This window comes from Streptomyces sp. NPDC012825 (assembly GCF_042900925.1).
Lineage (GTDB): Bacteria > Actinomycetota > Actinomycetes > Streptomycetales > Streptomycetaceae > Streptomyces.
The window spans coordinates 35,537-52,786 of sequence record NZ_JBIBBZ010000026.1 but is presented as its reverse complement, the minus strand read 5'-3'; the positions used below and the strand labels follow the sequence as shown (position 1 = coordinate 52,786).

Here is a 17,250-nt window from a genome sequence, read left to right as displayed (position 1 = left end):
CGCCACCCGCTACGACAAAACCCGAGAGTCCTACCAGACGGCCGTCCATCGCCTCCCTCCTCCTCTGGCTCCGACCCATTTGAAGACACTGCCTAAGGCCAGACCCGACTGTGAACAGGCATACACATGGCAGACGGTGCCCCACGGCCAGAGCTGCTAGCGGGTCCACACCCCGCAGGAGCGGAGAACAGTTCTAAACGGTGCCGGTAGCCGGATCGAACAGGAGGCCATCCCCGCGAACATATGGAGAGCGGGACGCCGGTTTCTCGCCCAGGGAGATCGCGAAGGGGCCATCCCCGTGATCGCCCGGGGCTTCACCACCGCCTTCAGTCGGCTTCGCGTGCCTCGTTCAGCGAGACCCCCAGGGCCGCGGTGGCGCGGGTGAGCCAGTCGGAGAGCACTGCGATCTCCGAGGGAGAGTAGTCGGCGAAGAGGTCGGCCATGCGACGGTAGTTGCCTCCGTACGCTTCGAAGAGGCGGGCGGAGGCTGAGGCGTCGGAGACGACGTACACCCGTCTGCGGTCGTTCGGATCGTTCTCGCGCCGGGCGTATCCGGCGCGTTCCAGCCGGTTAATGACACCGGTGATCGCCCCGGTGGTCAGGTTCGCCCGCTGCGCCAGGTTGCCCGCGCTGACGGATTCCCCGGCTCCCTCGGCCTCCAGGACGAAGCCGAGGCAGGTGAGGTCGGTGACGTTCAGGCCCAGGCGTTGCGCCATGTGGTGCTGCGCCACGATGCCCAGCGCGATGAACCGGTCCATCTGAGCGTGTGCCTGCTCCCGGGTGGCAGGAGGGCGCGCCTTGTCAGCCAATGCACGTTTCCCTTACAGTCTAAGTAACTTAGCTCGTGAGATAAAGCTTCTCTTGAGTCAGCCTATCCCTGCCGTCAGGAAGGACCTTTCATGAGCGCGCACGGTGATGTGGACCTCGGTCACACACTGGCCGGCTGGACGGGTACGGCGCTCGCGGTCGCCGGCCTGAGCGTCCTCGGCGCCTCGGTCGTCGCCGTCTCCCTGCCGCTGCTCTTGTCGGGCGTCGGTCTCGGCCTCCTGGCCGGTCTCACGACCTGGGTGCTGCACCTCGCCGGATGGGGCAAGCCGAGCGGCCCCCGCCCCCGGGAGCAGTGGCCCTGGCGGGCGCGGGACCTCGGGGCACGCCGGGGCCACCCCGACTGCCTGGGGTGCCGCATGGTCGGCCGACGACCCGCGACCGTCATGGCCGGCCGGGTGGCGGCAGCGGTCCAGACGTCGTCCACGGTTCCGGGCCCCAGCCAGCAGGACCGAGGAAACTCACCCGTTCCGGAGTGGAACTGACCGCGCCCCGAGACAGGAGCAGCGGATATCGAGTGACCATCATCTTCCCAGGGTCGCCGAGACTGCTCAGACGCCGAAAGCGGTCTCCCGGGCCGTTGTGGCTCAGGCTCGGCGCCTGATGGTTTTGCGGATCCAGTCGGCGTAGGCAGGCGCGCTGGTGTAGAGGCCCGGCCCGGCCGAACACGCGACGCCCGGAACTCCGGGACCGGAGGTGACCCCTACGAGCTCCCACCGGCCCGGTCTGCCCTTCCGGAGCTGCGGTCCACCGGAGTCCCCGAAACACGCCATGGCCCCGGGCACACGGCTGATCGTGCACAGCCGGGTCCTCGACGCGTAACCGGGAGCGCACTCGGCCGAGGCACCCCTGCGCGTCTCGAGCTCCTGCAACCGCTCCGCGAACTCCAGCCCGGTGTCGACGGTCGTTCCGAACCCCAGGATCCGGGTGGGAGCACCGGGGTGCCCGGCCCGCTCCGCGATCCGGACGGGCTCCTGCGCGACCGGGCGATCGAGGCGGACCAGCGCGATGTCGTTGCGGTTGGGAGCCGTTCCGTCCCCGTTCGCATAACCGGGGTGGACGACCGTGCGCTCGATGGCCCGGAGCGTCCCCCCGGATTTCCGGTTCTCACTGCCGATCCGGACGACACCCTCCAGTTCGAGGCCGTCCCCGCGTACGCAGTGGGCCGCCGTCAGCACCCACTGGGGATCGATCAGCGTCGCCCCGCAGTTGCCGTCGTGCACCCCCTGCTCCGGAGCCGATTCCGGGATCACCGCCATGAACGGGTAACGCTCCGTGGAGTCACCTCCGTTGACGATCGCTCCGGCGTTGCCGGTCATCATCGTGGCGCACACCGTGACGGCGAGAGCTCCGACGGCTGCGGCTCGTGCCCTGCGGTGGCCGACCGCTTTCGAATGGAACATGAAGAGCCTTCCGGCAGTGGATCCGAACATGTGCGTCCATCCTGCTGGCCGCGAGATCCACCGGACCATCCGGACAGCGGCCCGGCTCCTGTGGGGGTATCCCCCATCCCGTACCGAGGGGTGACTCCCGAGACGGGACGGTGGGTCGCCCCAGCGCGGTCCGCAGGTGCGGCGGGCGAAGATCGCTTCATCGGCCCAGAAAGCCTCGCGCACAAGGAGTGATCAGCATGTACGGGTGCAGGAAGACGACCGGTCGGCGAGCAGCGCTCGCACTTGCGGGAGGGGTCGCCGCAACGGTGCTGTTCACCACAGTCGTTCCTGCAGCGCCGGCCGCAGGAACGGTTCGGGACGCGTCCGCCGTTCCGGCAGCCGATTCTGTCGACAGGGGCGGGGAGGCGACCGTCCTGCGTTCCCTGGAACGGGCCGCACACCCGCTGCGCTCCACGGATCCTGGCGGACAGGCCTCGGACCTCCGGGCTTTGAGCCGTATGGTGGCGGGCGCGAAGGTGGTGGGCCTGGGTGAGGCCACGCACGGCTCGCACGAGTTCTTCGCCATGAAGGAGCGCGTCTTCCGGCACCTCGTCGAAGAGCGGGGCTTCACCACCTTCGCCCTGGAGATGAGCTGGTCGGCAGGGCTCAGGATCGACGAGTACCTCCAGGGCGGTCCCGGAGACCCGCGGCGGATCGTGAGGGAGGCGCTGACTGGATCCCCCTGGGAGCGCGAGGAGTTCGTCAGCCTGATCGGCTGGATGCGCGAGCACAACCGTCGCCATCCTGACCGCCGGGTGCACTTCATGGGAGACGACCTCGGCGCGCCCGGGCTCGGCGACCCCGTCTTCGAGCGCGTGCTGTCGTCCGTCGGGAAGGCCAGGCCGGAGGTGCTGCCCCGGCTCACCGAGCTGTACGCCGGACTGCGCCCCTTCGATGACATGTTCGCCTACCTGCGCAAGCCGGTCGCCGAACGCAAGGAGAACGCCACACGCGCCCTGCGGGCATTCGACCTGGGCGCAGAGGATCGAAACGGCGGCGACGACCACACATGGGCGGTGCAGCATGCCCGGAACATCGCGCAGACCTTCGCCTTCGCCACCGTGGACCTCACCGACCCCGTCTCGGTCACAGCGGCCGAACGCCTGCGTGACCGGGCCATGGCGGACAACGTGCTGTGGTGGCACCGCCAGACCGGCCACAAGATGCTGCTGTCGGCCCATAACGGCCACGTCGGATACCTCTCGACCCACCCGGACATGTACCCGGTGACTCAGGGCACCGTGCTGCGCGAGCGCCTGGGCCGCGACTACGCCGCGATCGGCTTCACCTTCGCCGCCGGCTCCTTCCTCACCAAGGACACCTCCCTCGACGGAGACTGGAAGCCGGTGACCGTGCCGGCAGCGGGTCCCGGGATGAACGAACACACCCTGGACCGGGTCGGGTACCAGGACTTCTACCTCGACCTGCGGACCGTCCCCGCCGCGGCCCGCGCCTGGCTCGACCGGGCCCGTCCCGTCTACGACGCCGGCTCGACCTTCACTCCGCACCCCCTGCCCCCACTGGCCCTGGGCAGGGCCTACGACGTCCTCATCCATCTCCACCGGATCCGGGCAGCCGACGAACTCGCGTCCCGGCCGCGCCGCCCGGCCGCCTGACGGGACCGGCCTCCTCATGCAGGATCCGGGCCGGGAGGCCGACAGGGCCGGAGCGATCCGACATGACCGGCCCCTGGATCGACGACCTGCCAAAGACTTCCGAGTGATCACGACATCACACAGGCCCTGGGGGGCGTCTTGTCGATCAGGCCGGGCTCGCGGCGTCCGGGACCGCTCCCTGATCCGGCCTGACAGGAAAGACCCCCGGTCCGGCGGCCGCCGCTCCCCGACGCGGCGGCCGCGGTGTCCGTGCACGCGGACCGGAGCCGGGCACCTTCCGGCAGCGTGGCATCGAGGCCATCTCGCTCTTCCCGTTCGTCCAGGGCCTCGGCATGCCCGAGGTGCCTCCGGCGGGTCATAACGCGGGTCTTATGCCCGCAGGGATGACTCCCGTTCGTCATGTCCACGCCCATACTCGGCGGCGATGACACCCGAACCCCCACGATCGGAGTGCACGTTGCAGCCCACCAGATGGACGGCGGCCGTGACAGCGATGGCGCTGTCCGCAAGCCTCGTCGGCACCCTCGCGGGAACGGCGTCGGCAGCGCGGCCGGCGCCGGCGCAGAAGGACAGTCCCGTGACCCGCGCGGTCGCGGCCGCGGACCTGGCAGTCGACAGCGGTCTCGACACGCTGATCAACTCGGCCCAGGAACAGTACGAGCGACGTCTCGTCACCCCTTGGGTGAAGGACCTCTACTCGGTGTCGTACGAGCGCAGCTACCGCGGCCTGCCGGTCGTCGGCGGTGACGCCGTGGTCCTCGCCGACGGTTCCGGCAGGATCCGCGCCCTCCAGTCCGCCTCCTCCGCGCGCATCGACGTGGCGACCCGGCCGTCGGTCACCGCGAAGAAGGCCGAGACCGCCTCGCGGAAGAGACTGGCCTCGGTCGACACGGTCGAGAGCAGTCGGCTGGTCGTCCGCCTCAAGAACGACAAGCCGGTGCTGGCCTGGGAGACCGTGCTGCGCGGCCGCACCAAGAGCGCACCCAGCAAGCTGCACGTCTTCGTCGACGCCCGTAGCGGTTCCGTCGTCGACAGCTACGACGACGTGGTGGCGGGCACCGGCAACAGCAAGTGGAACGGGCCCGGTCCGGTCACCATCAACACCACCGCCTCGGGCTCCACCTACTCCCTCCGCGATCCGAGCCGGACCGGCCTGAGCTGCGCCGACTACAGCACCAACGCGGTCCTCTCGAAGTCCTCCGACTCCTGGGGCACCGGCAACCCCACGAGCAAGGAGACCGGCTGCGTCGACCTGATGTTCGCCGCACAGAAGCAGTGGGACATGCTCAGCCAGTGGCTGGGCCGCAATGGCGTCGACGGCAACGGCCGCAGCTTCCCCGGCAAGGTCGGGCTCAGCGACCTCAACGCCTACTGGGACGGCAGCTCGGTGACCATCGGGCGCAACAGCGCCAACGAGTGGATCGCCGGCGTAGACGTGGTGGCCCACGAGTACGGGCACGCCATCGACTCCAACACCCCCGGCGGCACGAGCGGACAGGAGGCCGGGCTCGGCGAGGGCACCGGTGACATCTTCGGCGCGCTGACCGAGGCGTACATCAACCAGCCCGCCCCCTACGACGTCCCCGACTACCTGGTCGGCGAGGTCATCAACCTCCAGGGGCGGGGCCCGATCCGCAACATGTACAACCCGCCCGCCGTCAACAACGACCCGGCCTGCTACAGCTCGGCGATCCCCGGCACCGAGGTGCACGCCGCCGCAGGCCCGCTGAACCACTGGTTCTACCTGCTGGCCGAGGGCACCAGCCCCGGCGGCGGCAAGCCCAGCAGCAGCACCTGTAACCAGAGCACCCTGACGGGCGTGGGGATACAGACCGCCGGCAAGATCTTCTACGGTGGCATGCTGCTCAAGACCAGCAGCATGAGCTACAAGAAGTACCGGACGGCGACGCTCAGTTCCGCGAAGTCGCTCGACGCGACCTGCGGCCTCTTCGACAAGACGAAGGCGGCGTGGGACGCGATCACCGTGCCCGCCCAGTCGGCGGACCCGACGTGCACCCCGAGCGGTCAGAACAACGACTTCTCGATGTCGCTCAACCCCTCGTCCGGCACGGTCCAGCAGGGCGGCTCGGTGGCGACCACCGTCGGCACCGCCACCACGACCGGCACGGCGCAGTCGGTGACGCTGACCGCCACCGGCCTGCCCGCCGGGGTGACCGCCTCCTTCAACCCCGCGACGGTGCAGTCCGGCCAGTCCTCGGTGCTGACCCTGACCGCCACCTCCAACGCGGCACCCGGCACGTCCACGGTCGTCGTCAAGGGCCAGGGCTCCACCCTGTCGCACACCACCGACTACACGCTCAACGTCGGCGGAACCCAGCCCGGTAACGACCCGCCGGACATCGACGTCGCCAACGTGCAGGCGTACCTGAGCCAGTTCAGCGCCATCGCAAGCCAGAACGGCGGCAACCGCCGTGCGGGCAGCGCCGGCTACGCCCAGTCGCTGGCCTACGTGAAGGGCAAGCTGCAGGCCGCCGGATACACGGTGACCGAGCAGAACTGCACCTCCTGCACCTACCCGTCGAACAACCTGATCGCCGACTGGCCGGGCGGCCCCGCCGACCAGGTCGTCATGTTCGGTGCGCACCTGGACGGCGTCTCGGCGGGCCCCGGCATCAACGACAACGGCTCGGGCTCCGCGACCCTGCTGGAGAACGCCCTCGCCCTCGCCCAGAAGAACCCGACGATGACCAAGCACGTGCGCTTCGCCTGGTGGACCGACGAGGAACAGGGCCTCAACGGCTCCGCGTTCTACGTCAACCGCCTCACCGCCGCACAGCGGGCGACCATCAAGGCCTACTACAACTTCGACATGGTCGGCTCCACCAACGGCGGCTACTTCATCAACAACCTCAACTCCACCGCCGCCGCACCCCTCAAGGCGTACTGGACCTCCCTGAACCTGGCGCCCGAGGAGAACACCGAAGGCCAGGGCCGCAGCGACGACTACTCCTTCCAGCAGGGCGGCATCCCGACCTCCGGATACGCGGCCGGCGCGAGCGCCCGCAAGACCTCGGCGCAGGCGCAGAAGTGGGGCGGCTCCGCCAACACCGCCTACGACTCCTGCTACCACAGCGCCTGTGACACCACGAGCAACATCAACGCGACGGTCCTGAACCGCAGCGCCGACGGGGTCGCCTACGCCCTCTGGAAGCAGGCCGTCGGCGGCACCGCACCGGCGCAGGACTTCTCCGTCGGCGTGAGCCCGTCCGCAGGCAGCGCGGCCCCCGGCGGGTCCGTCTCGGCGACGGTGAACACCACCACCGTGAGCGGCGCCGCCCAGACCGTGGGGCTCTCCGTCTCCGGCGCACCGACCGGCGTGACCGCCACGCTCAGCCCGACGTCCGTCCAGTCCGGCAGCTCCTCGGCCCTGTCCGTCCAGGTCGGCGCGAGCACCACGCCCGGCACCTACACCCTGACGATCACCGGCTCGGGCACCGTCAGCCACACCACCACCTACACGCTGACCGTCACGGGCGGCGGCTCCTGCACGCCGCGCCAGCTCGTGGTCAACGGCGGCTTCGAGAACGGCAGCAGCCCGTGGAGCGCGAGCACGGGCGTGATCACCAACGACGCGCGGCAGGCCGCGCACGGAGGCAGCTACAAGGCGTGGCTGGGCGGCAGGGGTACCAGCTACACCGAGCGCGCCGCGCAGTCCGTGTCCATCCCCTCGGGCTGCACCTCCTACCGGCTCTCGTTCTTCGTCCACATCGACACGGACGAAACCGAGAACGTCGCCTACGACGTGGCCACGGTCAAGGCGGGCGGCACGCAGCTGGCGTCCTACTCCAACCTGGACGCGACCGCGGGTTACGTCGAGAAGTCGTACGACCTCTCGTCCTTCGCGGGTCAGACCGTCACCCTCGATTTCACGTCGGTGGAGGACCAGTCCCTGCAGACCTCGTTCGTCCTGGACGACGTCTCGATCCAGCTGAGCTGAGACCCGGCGCCCATCCGCACCGGTGAACCAGGCCCGGCATCCGGGAGCCGGGCGGCTTCGCCCGGCCCCTCCCGCACGACAGGGCCGGCCCCGATCCTTCGATCGGGACCGGCCTCGGTGCGTGAACCGGCGACGCCGGCCAAATCGCCGGGCGCGTTGACCCCACCCTGGTTGTCGAGGATCACGCCGAACCGGTTGGTCGCGTTGATCATGGCCACCGCCGATCACCCGGGCGAGAGGGTAGGGCCCGGGCAAGCGGGTCCGTCCGGTGCGCTGCGGTTGTGGGCAAGCCCATGCCGAGGTACCCCCGCGGCAGTTGCACCGGAGGGGGGTGGAGGGTTGCTTGCAGGGATGTACCAGGGCCTGTCTTCAAAAGGATCTTACCCAGAGCAGCAATGACGCCAGGTTGATCGCTACCTCGTAGGAGGGCGGTTTTCTGGCTCGGCGGAAGCCCTGGAACGTGAAGGACAAGTTATGGGGGGTGGTCGAGCCGCTGCTGCCCAGGATTGAGCGTCGGTTCCGGTATCCGGGGCGGAAGCGGCATCCGGACCGGCAAATGTTTCAGGGCATCTTGTTCGTGCTGGATACCGGGATCGCATGGGAGCACCTTCCGCAGGTGCGCGCTCGCGGCCAGGACGGTGACGGCGATGACCAGGCCGAGCACGTCCACGGCCAGGCCCCGCTTGCGGCCCGACGCCTTCTTCGCCGGGTCCCCGCCTCCACTTACGCCCGTAGGCAGCGCTTTTGTCCCGGCCCGGAACGAGCGGCACTCAGCGTTTCGCCAGTTGGCACCGAGCTGCCGTCCGAAGCCGTCCATGCCCGACGCGGGCGACGCCTCCTGCACCACGCGGGAAGCGCTGTTCTTCGTCATCGACAGAGCCAGTCCGGCGTACCGGCTCTGCGGGCAGGTACCTGTTACAAGAGGCTCGTCCGTCTCAGCATGTAAGACATGGTCTGAAGATGCAGATGGCTCAGCAGGGTCTTGACCGGCGTGTCCCGGTCAGGGAATGGACCGCAGCGGTGGTGCCTGCCACGTCATCCCGGGTGGTTGGAGCAGGGGCGAAGGCTCGGGGCCGGGGTCGTCAGTGACGACGACTCCGGCGGCCGTGGGATCGAAGCCGGCGGGCCAGCGGGTGTGCTCACTGGCCAGAGCACCGGTCAGGCGTACTTCGGCAAGGCTGGCGCCGCTCAGGTCGGTACCGCGCAGGTCGGCCATACGGAGGTCGGCACGGTGAAAAACCGCGCCGTGGGCATCGGCTTTACGCAGGTTCGCCTCGCGCAGGTCGGTCTCGGTGAAGTCGGCGTCTCGCAAGTCGGTTTCGACGAGCTTAGCGGCCCGCAGGTCGGCCAGGACGCAGCGAGTCCGGCGGAGGATCGCCGTCGTGAGGTCGGCGTGCCGCAGATTGACCGAGACCAGGGACGCCTGGGTCAGGTTGGCGCGATAGAGGCCTGCGGCCTCCATGCAAGCACGGTCGAAGTTGACCTCGGGGAACCACAGTCCGTCGCAGTCGGCCCGGCGCAGGTCGGTGATGCTGAGGTTGACCCAGGACTGCTCTCGCTGCCGACACAGCACGCCGAGCGCCGTCAGCGCCACCTGGGCATCTGCGGCACGGGTCTCCAGGGGGGCGATGTCGTTGATGGGTACGTCTGCCGCCGGTGATTGCGGACCGGTCGGTGGCCAGGGCAGGTGTGTGCGCAGATATGCGGCCTGGATGGAGATGATGGCCTCCCGGTCGCGGACGGATTGCTCCGCGATCCGCCACAGCGCGTGCAGCCCACCGATGCGCACGTCCAGCTTGTCGCTGCCGAGCTGGTCGACGGCCCGGCTGAACCGGTCCGTGACGTAGCCCTCCTGGGTGGCACGCAGACCTTCCTGGTTCACCCGCAGTTGCCGCCAAGTGGCATACGCGCCGAAGAGCAGAATCAGGCCGCCGACCACTTGCAGCAGTGTCGTGCGGACATCGTTCACCGCCTTCAGCCGGTCCTGCGCCGTGATGTCCGCCCCGGCGAGATCGTGCTCGACCACCGCCTCCGGCAATGCGACGAACACCATGCCCAGAACGACCAGCCCCGCCCCGGCCAGCAGACCTGCGGCTACGCGACGCCTGACCGGCCCATCACGCCATCCCCGCCGCCCGTGACCCGACTCCCCCGTCTCCATGGACATGGGAGCCTAGGTGCCGCTCAGAAGACGATCAAGAGTGTTGCATGACCGGCCCGCAAACGAATGCCCTGGAATTCCCGAGCCGGCCCCCACCAGAACCTGACCGATCGCTTCAGAATGAGGTTCGGAGGCGGCGGAGGCACGTAGGGCCACCAGCCCGGCTGAGGCCACCGTCCTTGTCTCACCCACTGATCTTTTCTTTAGTTCCGTGGGTGCGATGACGTCGTTGGTGGGAGTCTGATGGCGTGTCTTTCAAGTCTTCGTCTGTGGTTCCTCCTTTGACGCGGCCGCAGTTGGCCGAGGCCCGGCGTGTGCGGGCGGCCGAGTTGTTCGAGCAGGGACGTTCGGGTGCCGAGATCGCGCGGATGCTGGGCGTCAGCGAGGAGAGCGTGCGGCGGTGGAGACGCGTCTGGGAGGAAGGCGGCGCTGACGGGTTGCGTCGGCGTCCGGCCAGTGGTCGTCCGCCCAAGCTGGACGATGCCCAGGTCGAGCGGGTACGGACTGCGCTGGAGCAGGGCGCCCAGGCCCATGGCTTCGAGGCGGATCTGTGGACGCTGGAGCGGGTCGGACTGGTCGTCGAGCGGGTGACAGGAGTGACCTTGTCGCGGGCGTCGGTGTGGCGGCTGCTGACCGGTCGGCTCGGCTGGAGTCTGCAGCGTCCCGAACGGCGTGCGGTGGAGCGCGACGAGTCCGAGATCGCCCGCTGGATCGCTCACGAGTGGCCGCGGATCAAAAAGGGGCGGTGAGCACACGTGCCTGGATCGTCTTCCTCGATGAATCAGGTGTCTCCTTACTGCCGCAGGTCCGCCGCACCTACGCTCCCCGCAGTCGCACACCTCTTCTGCGGCACCGGCTGAACTGGAAACGCGCCTCTATGGCCGGTGCCCTCGGCCACCACGCCACCGACCCCGAACGTGGTCCTCGGCTGTGCTTCCACCTCAGGCCCGGCAGCTGCGACACCGCCGCACTCATCGAGGTCCTGGAGCAGCTCAAGGTGTTCTACAACGGAGAGCAGGTCGTCCTGGTCTGGGACGGGCTGTCCGCGCACTGGAGCCGGGCGATGCGGGCCTGGGTGGCCGAGCAGGACTGGCTGACCCTGGAGCGATTACCCGTCTGTGCACCCGAGCTGAACCCGGTGGAACTGCTGTGGTCCTCGCTGAAGAAACGCGAGCTCGCCAACCTCGCCGGCGACCACCTCGCCGATGTCGCCGACGCCACCGAACAAGGCATCCGCCGGATCAACACCAACCCGCAACTGCCCTGGTCCTTCCTCACCCACACCGGCCTCACCCTCCACCCACCAACCCCACCCAACTAAAGAAAAGATCAGTATGACCCGTCTCGGTGAGCACCCACAACCGGTGTCCCGACTTCAGGCGCCTCTCCACCCGGACCATGCCCGTCTCCTTCAACGCGTTCAAGGTGTTCCTGGTGCACCGGTCGTGCCGGTCTCCGGGTCGCAGCATCCGCCACAGGTGTTCAGCAGTAGCCTTCTGGACGATTCCCAGAGCCCTCAGCACTTCCTGTGGCCGGCCGACGCGCCCGTCGGAAGCGCTTGCCGCCCTGACAATCGATTTCGCGAGGTTCGGGCTCCGGACGAATCCAGTGCCCGCTTTGACGGCGGACCAGCCGACTGGATTCAAGGTGAGCGGCGGGGGAATGAGAAAAACAGGTCCCTCGACTGTGCCCGGCTTTCCACTTGGGTGCTTTTCAGACGGCGGTGGACGATCAGTGGTGCACACTTCTCCCAGACCTGGCGCACACGACGGGGACGGCGCCCGTGAGGGCGAGATCCTTGCCCTCCTGCTACACGTCATCGATGCTCTGGCGGCTCTGGAACGGAGTCAGGAACGGCTCGTACGTGAGCTGAGGTGTCTGCACCCGACCGCGGAGGGGGACGACGACGCGGTGGACGAACGGGTGGGTGCCGGCTTCACCGACTGGTGCAGAGCGTCCGGTCTGACGGAACGGGAGAGCCAGACACTGGCAGCGCTGCTCACCGGGGCGACCAACCGGAAGATGGGACGCGGTCTCGGTGTCACCGAGCGGACGGTGAAGAACACCCTGCACTCGGTGTACGTGAAGCTCGGGGTGTCGGGACGGTCGGAGGCGATCAGTAAGACCATGGCGCACTTGGTGGGGCGCCGGGGCTGCCCGTAGCGTCTGGGCCCGGGCAGTCGCGGTGGTCCGGACGCCTCTTCGGTGGCGCATCCTCCGGCTCCGCACGGCGCGTGGGGGAATCAGTGCGGCCCGACGGCGGTTCCACCAGTTCCCGGAGGATTTCCAGCGCGGTGATCGCGTGGGGAAAGCCCGCGTAGGGCAGCGTCTGCAGAATGGCCTCGGAGACCTCCTCCCGGCACAGCCCCGCCCGGAGGGCCGAGTCGATGTTGGCGCGTGTCGCGGTCGCCGGAGCGCCCAGGGCCGTGAGGGCTCCGAGCCGGACGAGAGCTCGCTCCCGCAGAGGCAGGACGGCCCGCGCCCACACGTCCGCGAAGGCGAAGCCCAGCAACAACTCCTCGAAGTCCGGGGCCACTTCGCGCAGACCGTCGGTCATATCACCGCCCAGTCGGGGGGAGAGCAGGTGCATCATGGCGCGGCCGCGTGCGATCCGGTCCGCGGGATCGTTCATCGTCACTCCTCAGGTTCATGGCGCCGGCATCACCGGGCCGTTCCTTCGTACGGGTCCGGGCGGGGCGTCAGCGGCTGGCCGCCGGACCGCCTTGCCACGTCAGCCCGGCGGCCGCCATGCGCTGCACGGCCCGGGTCAGGGTTCGCGTAGCCGGTCCCAGGAAGAGGCGGACCTGGTCCTGTCCGGTCACGGGGAGCGCCCCTGGAGTGGTCATGTGCCCCTCCCCCAGGAGAACGCCGCTGCGGCGCAGGCAGAAGGAGCGGTAGGGCTCGCCCGTCCGGGCGTCGTACCAGGGGGGTGTGCGCATCAGCAGGTAGGGACCGCACGGGCCGATGAAGAAAGCGTCCCGCGGGTAACCGAGTTCCCCGGTGAGGTGCCGGGCCATGTGAGCTCGTTTGAGGGCGTACTCCTCGCGTTGCCGGGCCAGGTAGTCGTCGCTCTCCCGGTTCCCGAGCCAGGACGCCATGGCTGCCTGGAGAGGAACGGAGGAGACGAAGCCGTATTCGGGAAGGAGCCGTCCCAGCAGGTCTTCCAGCACGGCCGGAGGTCCCGTCAGTGCTCCGATTCCCCAGCCGTTGCAGTGGAACTGCTTGCTCAGGGAACGCACCGCCAGCCACGGCGGACGCCGTGCCGCAGGAAGCGTGCCGAACTCCTCCAAGAGGATCCGCAGGGCGGAGACGGGGGCCACCCCCGGGTCGTGCAGAGCGTAGTACGCGTCGTCGACGAGGACGCCGCTCCCCACTTCCAGTGCCGCGCGGACCATCGCGCGTATGGTGTTCTCGGCCCAGTTTGCGCCGGTCGGGTTGTGCTGGGCGTTGACGACGAGGAGGAGCGGGCCCGAGGTTTCCGCCCGGGCCTTCCTGAGTACGCGCGCGACGTCGCCGGGGTCGGGCCGGTATTCCGTCCCGGGATCGAGAGGGAACCGGTGAACGTCGTAGCCGAGCGCTCCAAAGACCCCCGGGTAGTCCCACCCGGGTGAGGAACACACCACGGCCGGACGGGCTTCCGGCTTACGGGACCGATCGGCCGTGAGCCGTCCGAAGTGGAACATGGCGTTGCGGGTCCCGCCGTGGGAAACGGCCACGTCGTACTCCTCTCCCAGTCGCGCCGACGGGGGTAGCCGATGCTCGGCGGGGATGCGGGAGCGCAGCATCTGCCTCAGTGCGGGGAGGCCGTACGGGCTGAGGACGTAACCGTGACCGTGCGGCGGAACATCCCTGCCGAGGGCGGTGACCAGTCCCGGAGCGGCTCCGTTCCAGGTTTCCCCCAGGCTGAGGTAGATGATGTCGGCTATCTCCCTACCGGCCGCGGTCGCTTCGCGAAGCAGTTCCGTGTCCTCGTACGGGTTGTAGAGGTCGCCGTCCTTGACCATGGTCTCCGGCACGCTCATGTCGTGTCTCCTTCCGTTGGGTCCGTGGCGTTCCCGCCCCGTGGGGAGACGGGAACGGCCGAGTTGAGAGGTCGGCACGCGAAGGTCCGGCCGGGGGAGGGGGTCGTGCGGCGCCTGTCGTCCCACCGGTGTCGCGCTGTTCCATCGGCCGCAATTCCCGGTTGACCGGGTTCTCGCCTTCCATGTGGGGACCCGGCCGGTACCTTCGGCCGGGCCGGGCGGTACCCGTCGGCGCGTGGCACGGAGCCGTGATCCGGTGGCGCCTACCGGCCACACGTCCGGTGCGTGGGCGAGCCGGCGCGCGGGTAAACAGCCGGAAGACCCATGCGGTGAGTACCGGGGTGACCCGACCGTTCCTGCGACCGCCTGACGCGCCGACGGCGCGGGAGGACGCGCGGCCCGGAAAGGACCTTTCCGGGCCGGACCGGGCGCGTGACGCGGAAGCGACCGCCTCTGCCACAGACCCCGATGACCGGAAGGAAGTCGCTCATGTGGGAAGCCCTCGATCGACTGGCCCATCGCCGCGATCTGGAGGAGGCGGAAGCGAGACGCGCCATGTCATCGGTGATGCGGGGCGAGGCGTCGCCCCTGCAGGTGGCCGGCCTCGCCATGGGGATGGCGGGAAAAGGGGTCACCGCAGGTGAACTCGCGGCGTTCGCAAGGACGATGAGGGAGTTCTCGGAGCCCTTCCCCGGCCCTTCCGAGGTGCTCGACACCTGCGGCACGGGAGGCGACGGACACGGCACGTTCAATATTTCGTCCACGGCGGCCATCGTCGCTGCGGCCTGTGGCGTGCGCGTCGCCAAACACGGCAGTCGGAGCGTCTCCTCCCGGTGCGGCAGCGCCGACGTCCTCGAAGCGCTCGGGGTGAACGTCGACTTGCCCCCCGGGGCAGCGGCCCGCTGCCTGGAGGAGGCGGGCATCACCTTTCTCTCGGCCACGGTGTTCCACCCCGCCTTCAAGCACGCCATGGGGCCGATACGGGAACTGCGGGTCCGGACCGTGTTCAACCTGCTGGGTCCCCTCTGCAATCCCGCGCGGGCGGAGTACCAGATCATCGGGGTGCCCGACGAGGAGGCGTTCGAGTTGCTGGCCGGTGCCCTAGAACTCCTCGGGGCCGCCCATGTGATGGTCTTCTGTCCACGGGACGGCTTGGACGAGCTGAGCACTTCGACGTCCGCCCGGGTGGTGGAGATGAGGGAGGGCCGGACCCGGCGTTATGTGCTCGACCCGGCCGCGCTGGGACTCGCCGCAGCGGCGCCCGGTTCGCTCACGGGTGGAACACCGGAGCGGAACGCCGACCTGACGCGCAGGGTGCTGACCGGGGAGCGAGGACCGCGCCGCGACATCGTCCTGCTCAACACGGCGGCGGCGCTGCGGATCGCGGGCGGGTACGAGGACTGGGGCCGGGCGATGGCGCGTGCCGCCGAAGCCATCGACGACGGAACCGCGCACGACGTGCTCGACCGGTGGGCACGGGTGTCGCAGTCGCGGTAAAAGCTTCCGGAACGGAAAGCCCTGGTCCGGCGGCACCGGAAACCCGGACGGGACTTCCGTGGGTATGGGGCGCAGTTGTGTTCCGGTTTTCCATCAGAGGGACTCAGGAGGAGACAGAAAACCATTGGTGCGGAATTCCGCGCAAGTTGCCCGAAAAATAATCGAAATCGATTTACATATCCCCGCGCGAGGCGTAGGAAGGAAGCGGAATCCCTTCGGGCGATAATGTGTGGGGCACGTCATGCAAATGGTCGAACCAGCGTTTGAGGACCAGTGCGTTGCCGAGCGGTGGATGAGGGAGTACCTCGCCGAGGAGCACGGGGACCTGGGGCGCGGAGGAGCGGTGTGTCCTTTCGTCGAACCCGCTCGGGAGGCGGGGGCGATCCGGACGGAGAGCCTTCGCGCGGAACCCTCGGACGGCACGGAGGAACTGGTGGGCTTCCTGCGCGACCGCATGCAGCACTTCCGGGACCTTCCGGTTCCGGAGGGAAAGGAATCGCTCACCGCGCTGGTGGTCCTGATACAGGGCCTCCCCCGGCACCGCTGGCGTCTGCTCGACACGGCGCAGCGCCGTCTGAAACGGGAGGCCGTGCGGGAGGGCCTGATGGTGGGGCAGTTCCATCCCGACTGCCCGGAACCCGCCCACTGGAATCCCTCCTTCGCGGTGTCCAGGTCGCCGCTGCCGCTCGTGGCGGTTCGGCGCATGGCTTTCCACGACATCCTTTTCCTGCACACGGACCCGGTTCTGTTCGCCGAGTACCGGAGGAGGTTCGGAAGCCGGTACGAGGACGGCGGGAAAGTGCCGCAGGAGTTCCGGACACTGTACGAAGGAGCGCCCAGGCTTCCCGCCCCGACCGGCAACTCGTACATCGACTACCAGAGCGTCACCCTGCTCCACGCCCTGCACCAGCCCCGTACGGCGCACCAGGCGGAATCCTCCTTCTACCTCGCCGGACAGGCCAAGGAACTCCTGTTCTCGCTGGTCCTGGGAGAGGTGCGTGCCGCTCAGGAGGGGATCGCCGCCGATGACCTCGGCCGGTCCTCCTGGCACGTGCGGCGGGCCACCGCCGGACTCCGGCTCCTCGGTGAGTTCTGGGAGCTGTTGTCCACACTGTCACCGGCCGAGTTCCACTCCTTCCGGGACGCGCTCGGGGATGCCTCAGGCAGCGGTTCCTACAAGTACCGCGAGCTGGAGTTCGCGCTCGGCGTCGCGTCTCCTTCTACGGCCGCGGCGTACGAGGGGGTGCCCGGGGTCGAGACCGAGGTGTACCGGGCCCTGCACGACGCGAGCCTCTACGACGACGCTCTGGGCCTGCTGGTACGCCGGGGGCTGCTGGGCGCGGGTGCTTCGGGACCGGACCGCGACGCGCCGGCGATCCGTGACGCCTGGGCGAGGATCCACCGCGAGGAGACCGTCTCCGGCGAGCTGCTGCGCTGGGCGGAGACGCTGATGGACCTCGCCCAGGCCTTCGGCAGGTGGCGGTGGCTCCACCTGCTCACCGTGGAGCGGATCATCGGGTACAAACCGGGGACGGGCGGCACCACCGGCGTCGCATGGTTGCGCCACGTCGCTTCCCAGCACGCCTTTCCCGAGCTGTGGGAAGCACGTTCCTCCCTTGAGGGCGGCCCCGGCGGTTGTCCCGTCTCCCCCCGTTCCCCCTTCGACCCCGGCCCAGGCACGTCACAGGAGCAGGAGCGGAAATGAACCGTCAGGACGTGGCCCGGAGGATCCGGGAAA

General features: G+C 69.0%; 13 protein-coding genes and 2 pseudogenes. 9 read left to right on the top strand and 6 right to left on the bottom strand.

Going from position 1 to position 17,250, the window contains the following annotated elements; all coding sequences use genetic code 11:
- Positions 1 to 326: 326 nt before the first annotated feature.
- Positions 327 to 758, bottom strand: a complete 432-nt coding sequence (locus tag ACFY7E_RS30750; protein ID WP_389490601.1) for a MarR family winged helix-turn-helix transcriptional regulator — start codon at positions 756 to 758, stop codon at positions 327 to 329.
- A gap of 141 nt (positions 759 to 899) precedes the next feature.
- Between ACFY7E_RS30750 and ACFY7E_RS30745 the strand changes: the two genes are divergently transcribed.
- Positions 900 to 1,310: an HGxxPAAW family protein gene (locus ACFY7E_RS30745; RefSeq protein ID WP_389490599.1), complete on the top strand. Its 411-nt coding sequence runs from the start codon at positions 900 to 902 to the stop codon at positions 1,308 to 1,310.
- 102 nt (positions 1,311 to 1,412) lie between these two features.
- Here the strand turns inward: ACFY7E_RS30745 and ACFY7E_RS30740 are convergent, their stop codons facing one another.
- Positions 1,413 to 2,228, bottom strand: a complete 816-nt coding sequence (locus tag ACFY7E_RS30740) for a S1 family peptidase (protein WP_389490597.1) — start codon at positions 2,226 to 2,228, stop codon at positions 1,413 to 1,415.
- Positions 2,229 to 2,716: 488 nt separating this feature from the next.
- Here ACFY7E_RS30740 and ACFY7E_RS30735 point away from each other — a divergent pair, with 488 nt between their 5' ends.
- The 3 genes and pseudogenes from ACFY7E_RS30735 to ACFY7E_RS30725 form a co-directional block, all read left to right on the top strand.
- On the top strand, positions 2,717 to 3,874 hold the full coding sequence (locus ACFY7E_RS30735; RefSeq protein WP_389490604.1) for an erythromycin esterase family protein: 1,158 nt from the start codon (positions 2,717 to 2,719) through the stop codon (positions 3,872 to 3,874).
- Positions 3,875 to 4,367: 493 nt separating this feature from the next.
- On the top strand, positions 4,368 to 7,832 hold the full coding sequence (locus ACFY7E_RS30730; protein WP_389490595.1) for a M28 family peptidase: 3,465 nt from the start codon (positions 4,368 to 4,370) through the stop codon (positions 7,830 to 7,832).
- Positions 7,833 to 8,268: 436 nt separating this feature from the next.
- A pseudogene (locus ACFY7E_RS30725) lies at positions 8,269 to 8,448 on the top strand (transposase); the annotation flags it as partial.
- Here ACFY7E_RS30725 and ACFY7E_RS30720 read toward each other — a convergent pair.
- Both ACFY7E_RS30720 and ACFY7E_RS30715 read right to left on the bottom strand, forming a co-directional pair.
- Positions 8,449 to 8,550 (bottom strand): annotated as a pseudogene (locus ACFY7E_RS30720) (IS5/IS1182 family transposase); the annotation flags it as partial.
- Positions 8,551 to 8,832: 282 nt separating this feature from the next.
- Positions 8,833 to 9,885 carry a pentapeptide repeat-containing protein gene (locus ACFY7E_RS30715; RefSeq protein ID WP_389490592.1) on the bottom strand — a complete coding sequence of 351 codons (1,053 nt, stop codon included), beginning with the start codon at positions 9,883 to 9,885 and terminating at the stop codon, positions 8,833 to 8,835.
- Between the two features lie 356 nt (positions 9,886 to 10,241).
- On the opposite strand from ACFY7E_RS30715, the gene ACFY7E_RS30710 reads away from it, so the two are divergent.
- Genes ACFY7E_RS30710 through ACFY7E_RS30700 form a run of 3 tightly spaced genes read left to right on the top strand, consistent with a single transcriptional unit; the run spans position 10,242 to position 12,156 of the window.
- The gene (locus ACFY7E_RS30710) at positions 10,242 to 10,742 is read left to right on the top strand and encodes an IS630 family transposase (RefSeq protein WP_389490590.1); all 501 of its coding nucleotides are present in this window, start codon (positions 10,242 to 10,244) and stop codon (positions 10,740 to 10,742) included.
- Entirely contained in the window at positions 10,715 to 11,314 is a 600-nt protein-coding gene (locus tag ACFY7E_RS30705; protein ID WP_389490588.1) for a transposase, read from the top strand. Before ACFY7E_RS30710 ends, ACFY7E_RS30705 begins: the two co-directional genes overlap by 28 nt.
- Before the next feature lie 26 nt (positions 11,315 to 11,340).
- A complete protein-coding gene (locus ACFY7E_RS30700; RefSeq protein WP_389490586.1) occupies positions 11,341 to 12,156 on the top strand; it encodes a LuxR C-terminal-related transcriptional regulator in 816 nt (271 codons plus the stop codon).
- On the opposite strand, the gene ACFY7E_RS30695 is transcribed toward ACFY7E_RS30700, so the two are convergent.
- The gene (locus ACFY7E_RS30695; protein ID WP_389490583.1) at positions 12,110 to 12,625 is read right to left on the bottom strand and encodes a carboxymuconolactone decarboxylase family protein; all 516 of its coding nucleotides are present in this window, start codon (positions 12,623 to 12,625) and stop codon (positions 12,110 to 12,112) included. The two genes, ACFY7E_RS30700 and ACFY7E_RS30695, sit on opposite strands and share 47 nt — an antisense overlap.
- 67 nt (positions 12,626 to 12,692) lie before the next feature.
- The gene (locus tag ACFY7E_RS30690; protein ID WP_389490581.1) at positions 12,693 to 14,015 is read right to left on the bottom strand and encodes a pyridoxal phosphate-dependent aminotransferase; all 1,323 of its coding nucleotides are present in this window, start codon (positions 14,013 to 14,015) and stop codon (positions 12,693 to 12,695) included.
- Positions 14,016 to 14,504: 489 nt separating this feature from the next.
- Between ACFY7E_RS30690 and trpD the strand changes: the two genes are divergently transcribed.
- Together trpD and ACFY7E_RS30680 are read left to right on the top strand one after the other, a co-directional pair.
- Complete coding sequence (gene trpD / locus ACFY7E_RS30685) at positions 14,505 to 15,512, top strand: anthranilate phosphoribosyltransferase (protein ID WP_389490578.1); 1,008 nt, start codon at positions 14,505 to 14,507, stop codon at positions 15,510 to 15,512.
- 292 nt (positions 15,513 to 15,804) lie between these two features.
- Positions 15,805 to 17,217 (top strand): tryptophan 2,3-dioxygenase family protein, encoded by a 1,413-nt coding sequence (locus ACFY7E_RS30680; protein WP_389490576.1) that lies wholly within the window; start codon positions 15,805 to 15,807, stop codon positions 17,215 to 17,217.
- The last annotated feature ends 33 nt before the right edge of the window (positions 17,218 to 17,250 follow it).

Bases quoted from the DNA above. Each gene is read 5' to 3' on its own strand.
- ACFY7E_RS30715 (WP_389490592.1), bottom strand. From the start codon at position 9,885: ATGGTGTTCGTCGCATTGCCGGAGGCGGTGGTCGAGCACGATCTCGCC.
- ACFY7E_RS30750 (WP_389490601.1), bottom strand. From the start codon at position 758: ATGGACCGGTTCATCGCGCTGGGCATCGTGGCGCAGCACCACATGGCG.
- ACFY7E_RS30745 (WP_389490599.1), top strand. From the start codon at position 900: ATGAGCGCGCACGGTGATGTGGACCTCGGTCACACACTGGCCGGCTGG.
- ACFY7E_RS30680 (WP_389490576.1), top strand. From the start codon at position 15,805: ATGAGGGAGTACCTCGCCGAGGAGCACGGGGACCTGGGGCGCGGAGGA.
- ACFY7E_RS30695 (WP_389490583.1), bottom strand. From the start codon at position 12,625: ATGAACGATCCCGCGGACCGGATCGCACGCGGCCGCGCCATGATGCAC.
- ACFY7E_RS30690 (WP_389490581.1), bottom strand. From the start codon at position 14,015: ATGAGCGTGCCGGAGACCATGGTCAAGGACGGCGACCTCTACAACCCG.
- trpD (WP_389490578.1), top strand. From the start codon at position 14,505: ATGTGGGAAGCCCTCGATCGACTGGCCCATCGCCGCGATCTGGAGGAG.
- ACFY7E_RS30730 (WP_389490595.1), top strand. From the start codon at position 4,368: ATGGCGCTGTCCGCAAGCCTCGTCGGCACCCTCGCGGGAACGGCGTCG.
- ACFY7E_RS30740 (WP_389490597.1), bottom strand. From the start codon at position 2,228: ATGTTCCATTCGAAAGCGGTCGGCCACCGCAGGGCACGAGCCGCAGCC.
- ACFY7E_RS30735 (WP_389490604.1), top strand. From the start codon at position 2,717: ATGGTGGCGGGCGCGAAGGTGGTGGGCCTGGGTGAGGCCACGCACGGC.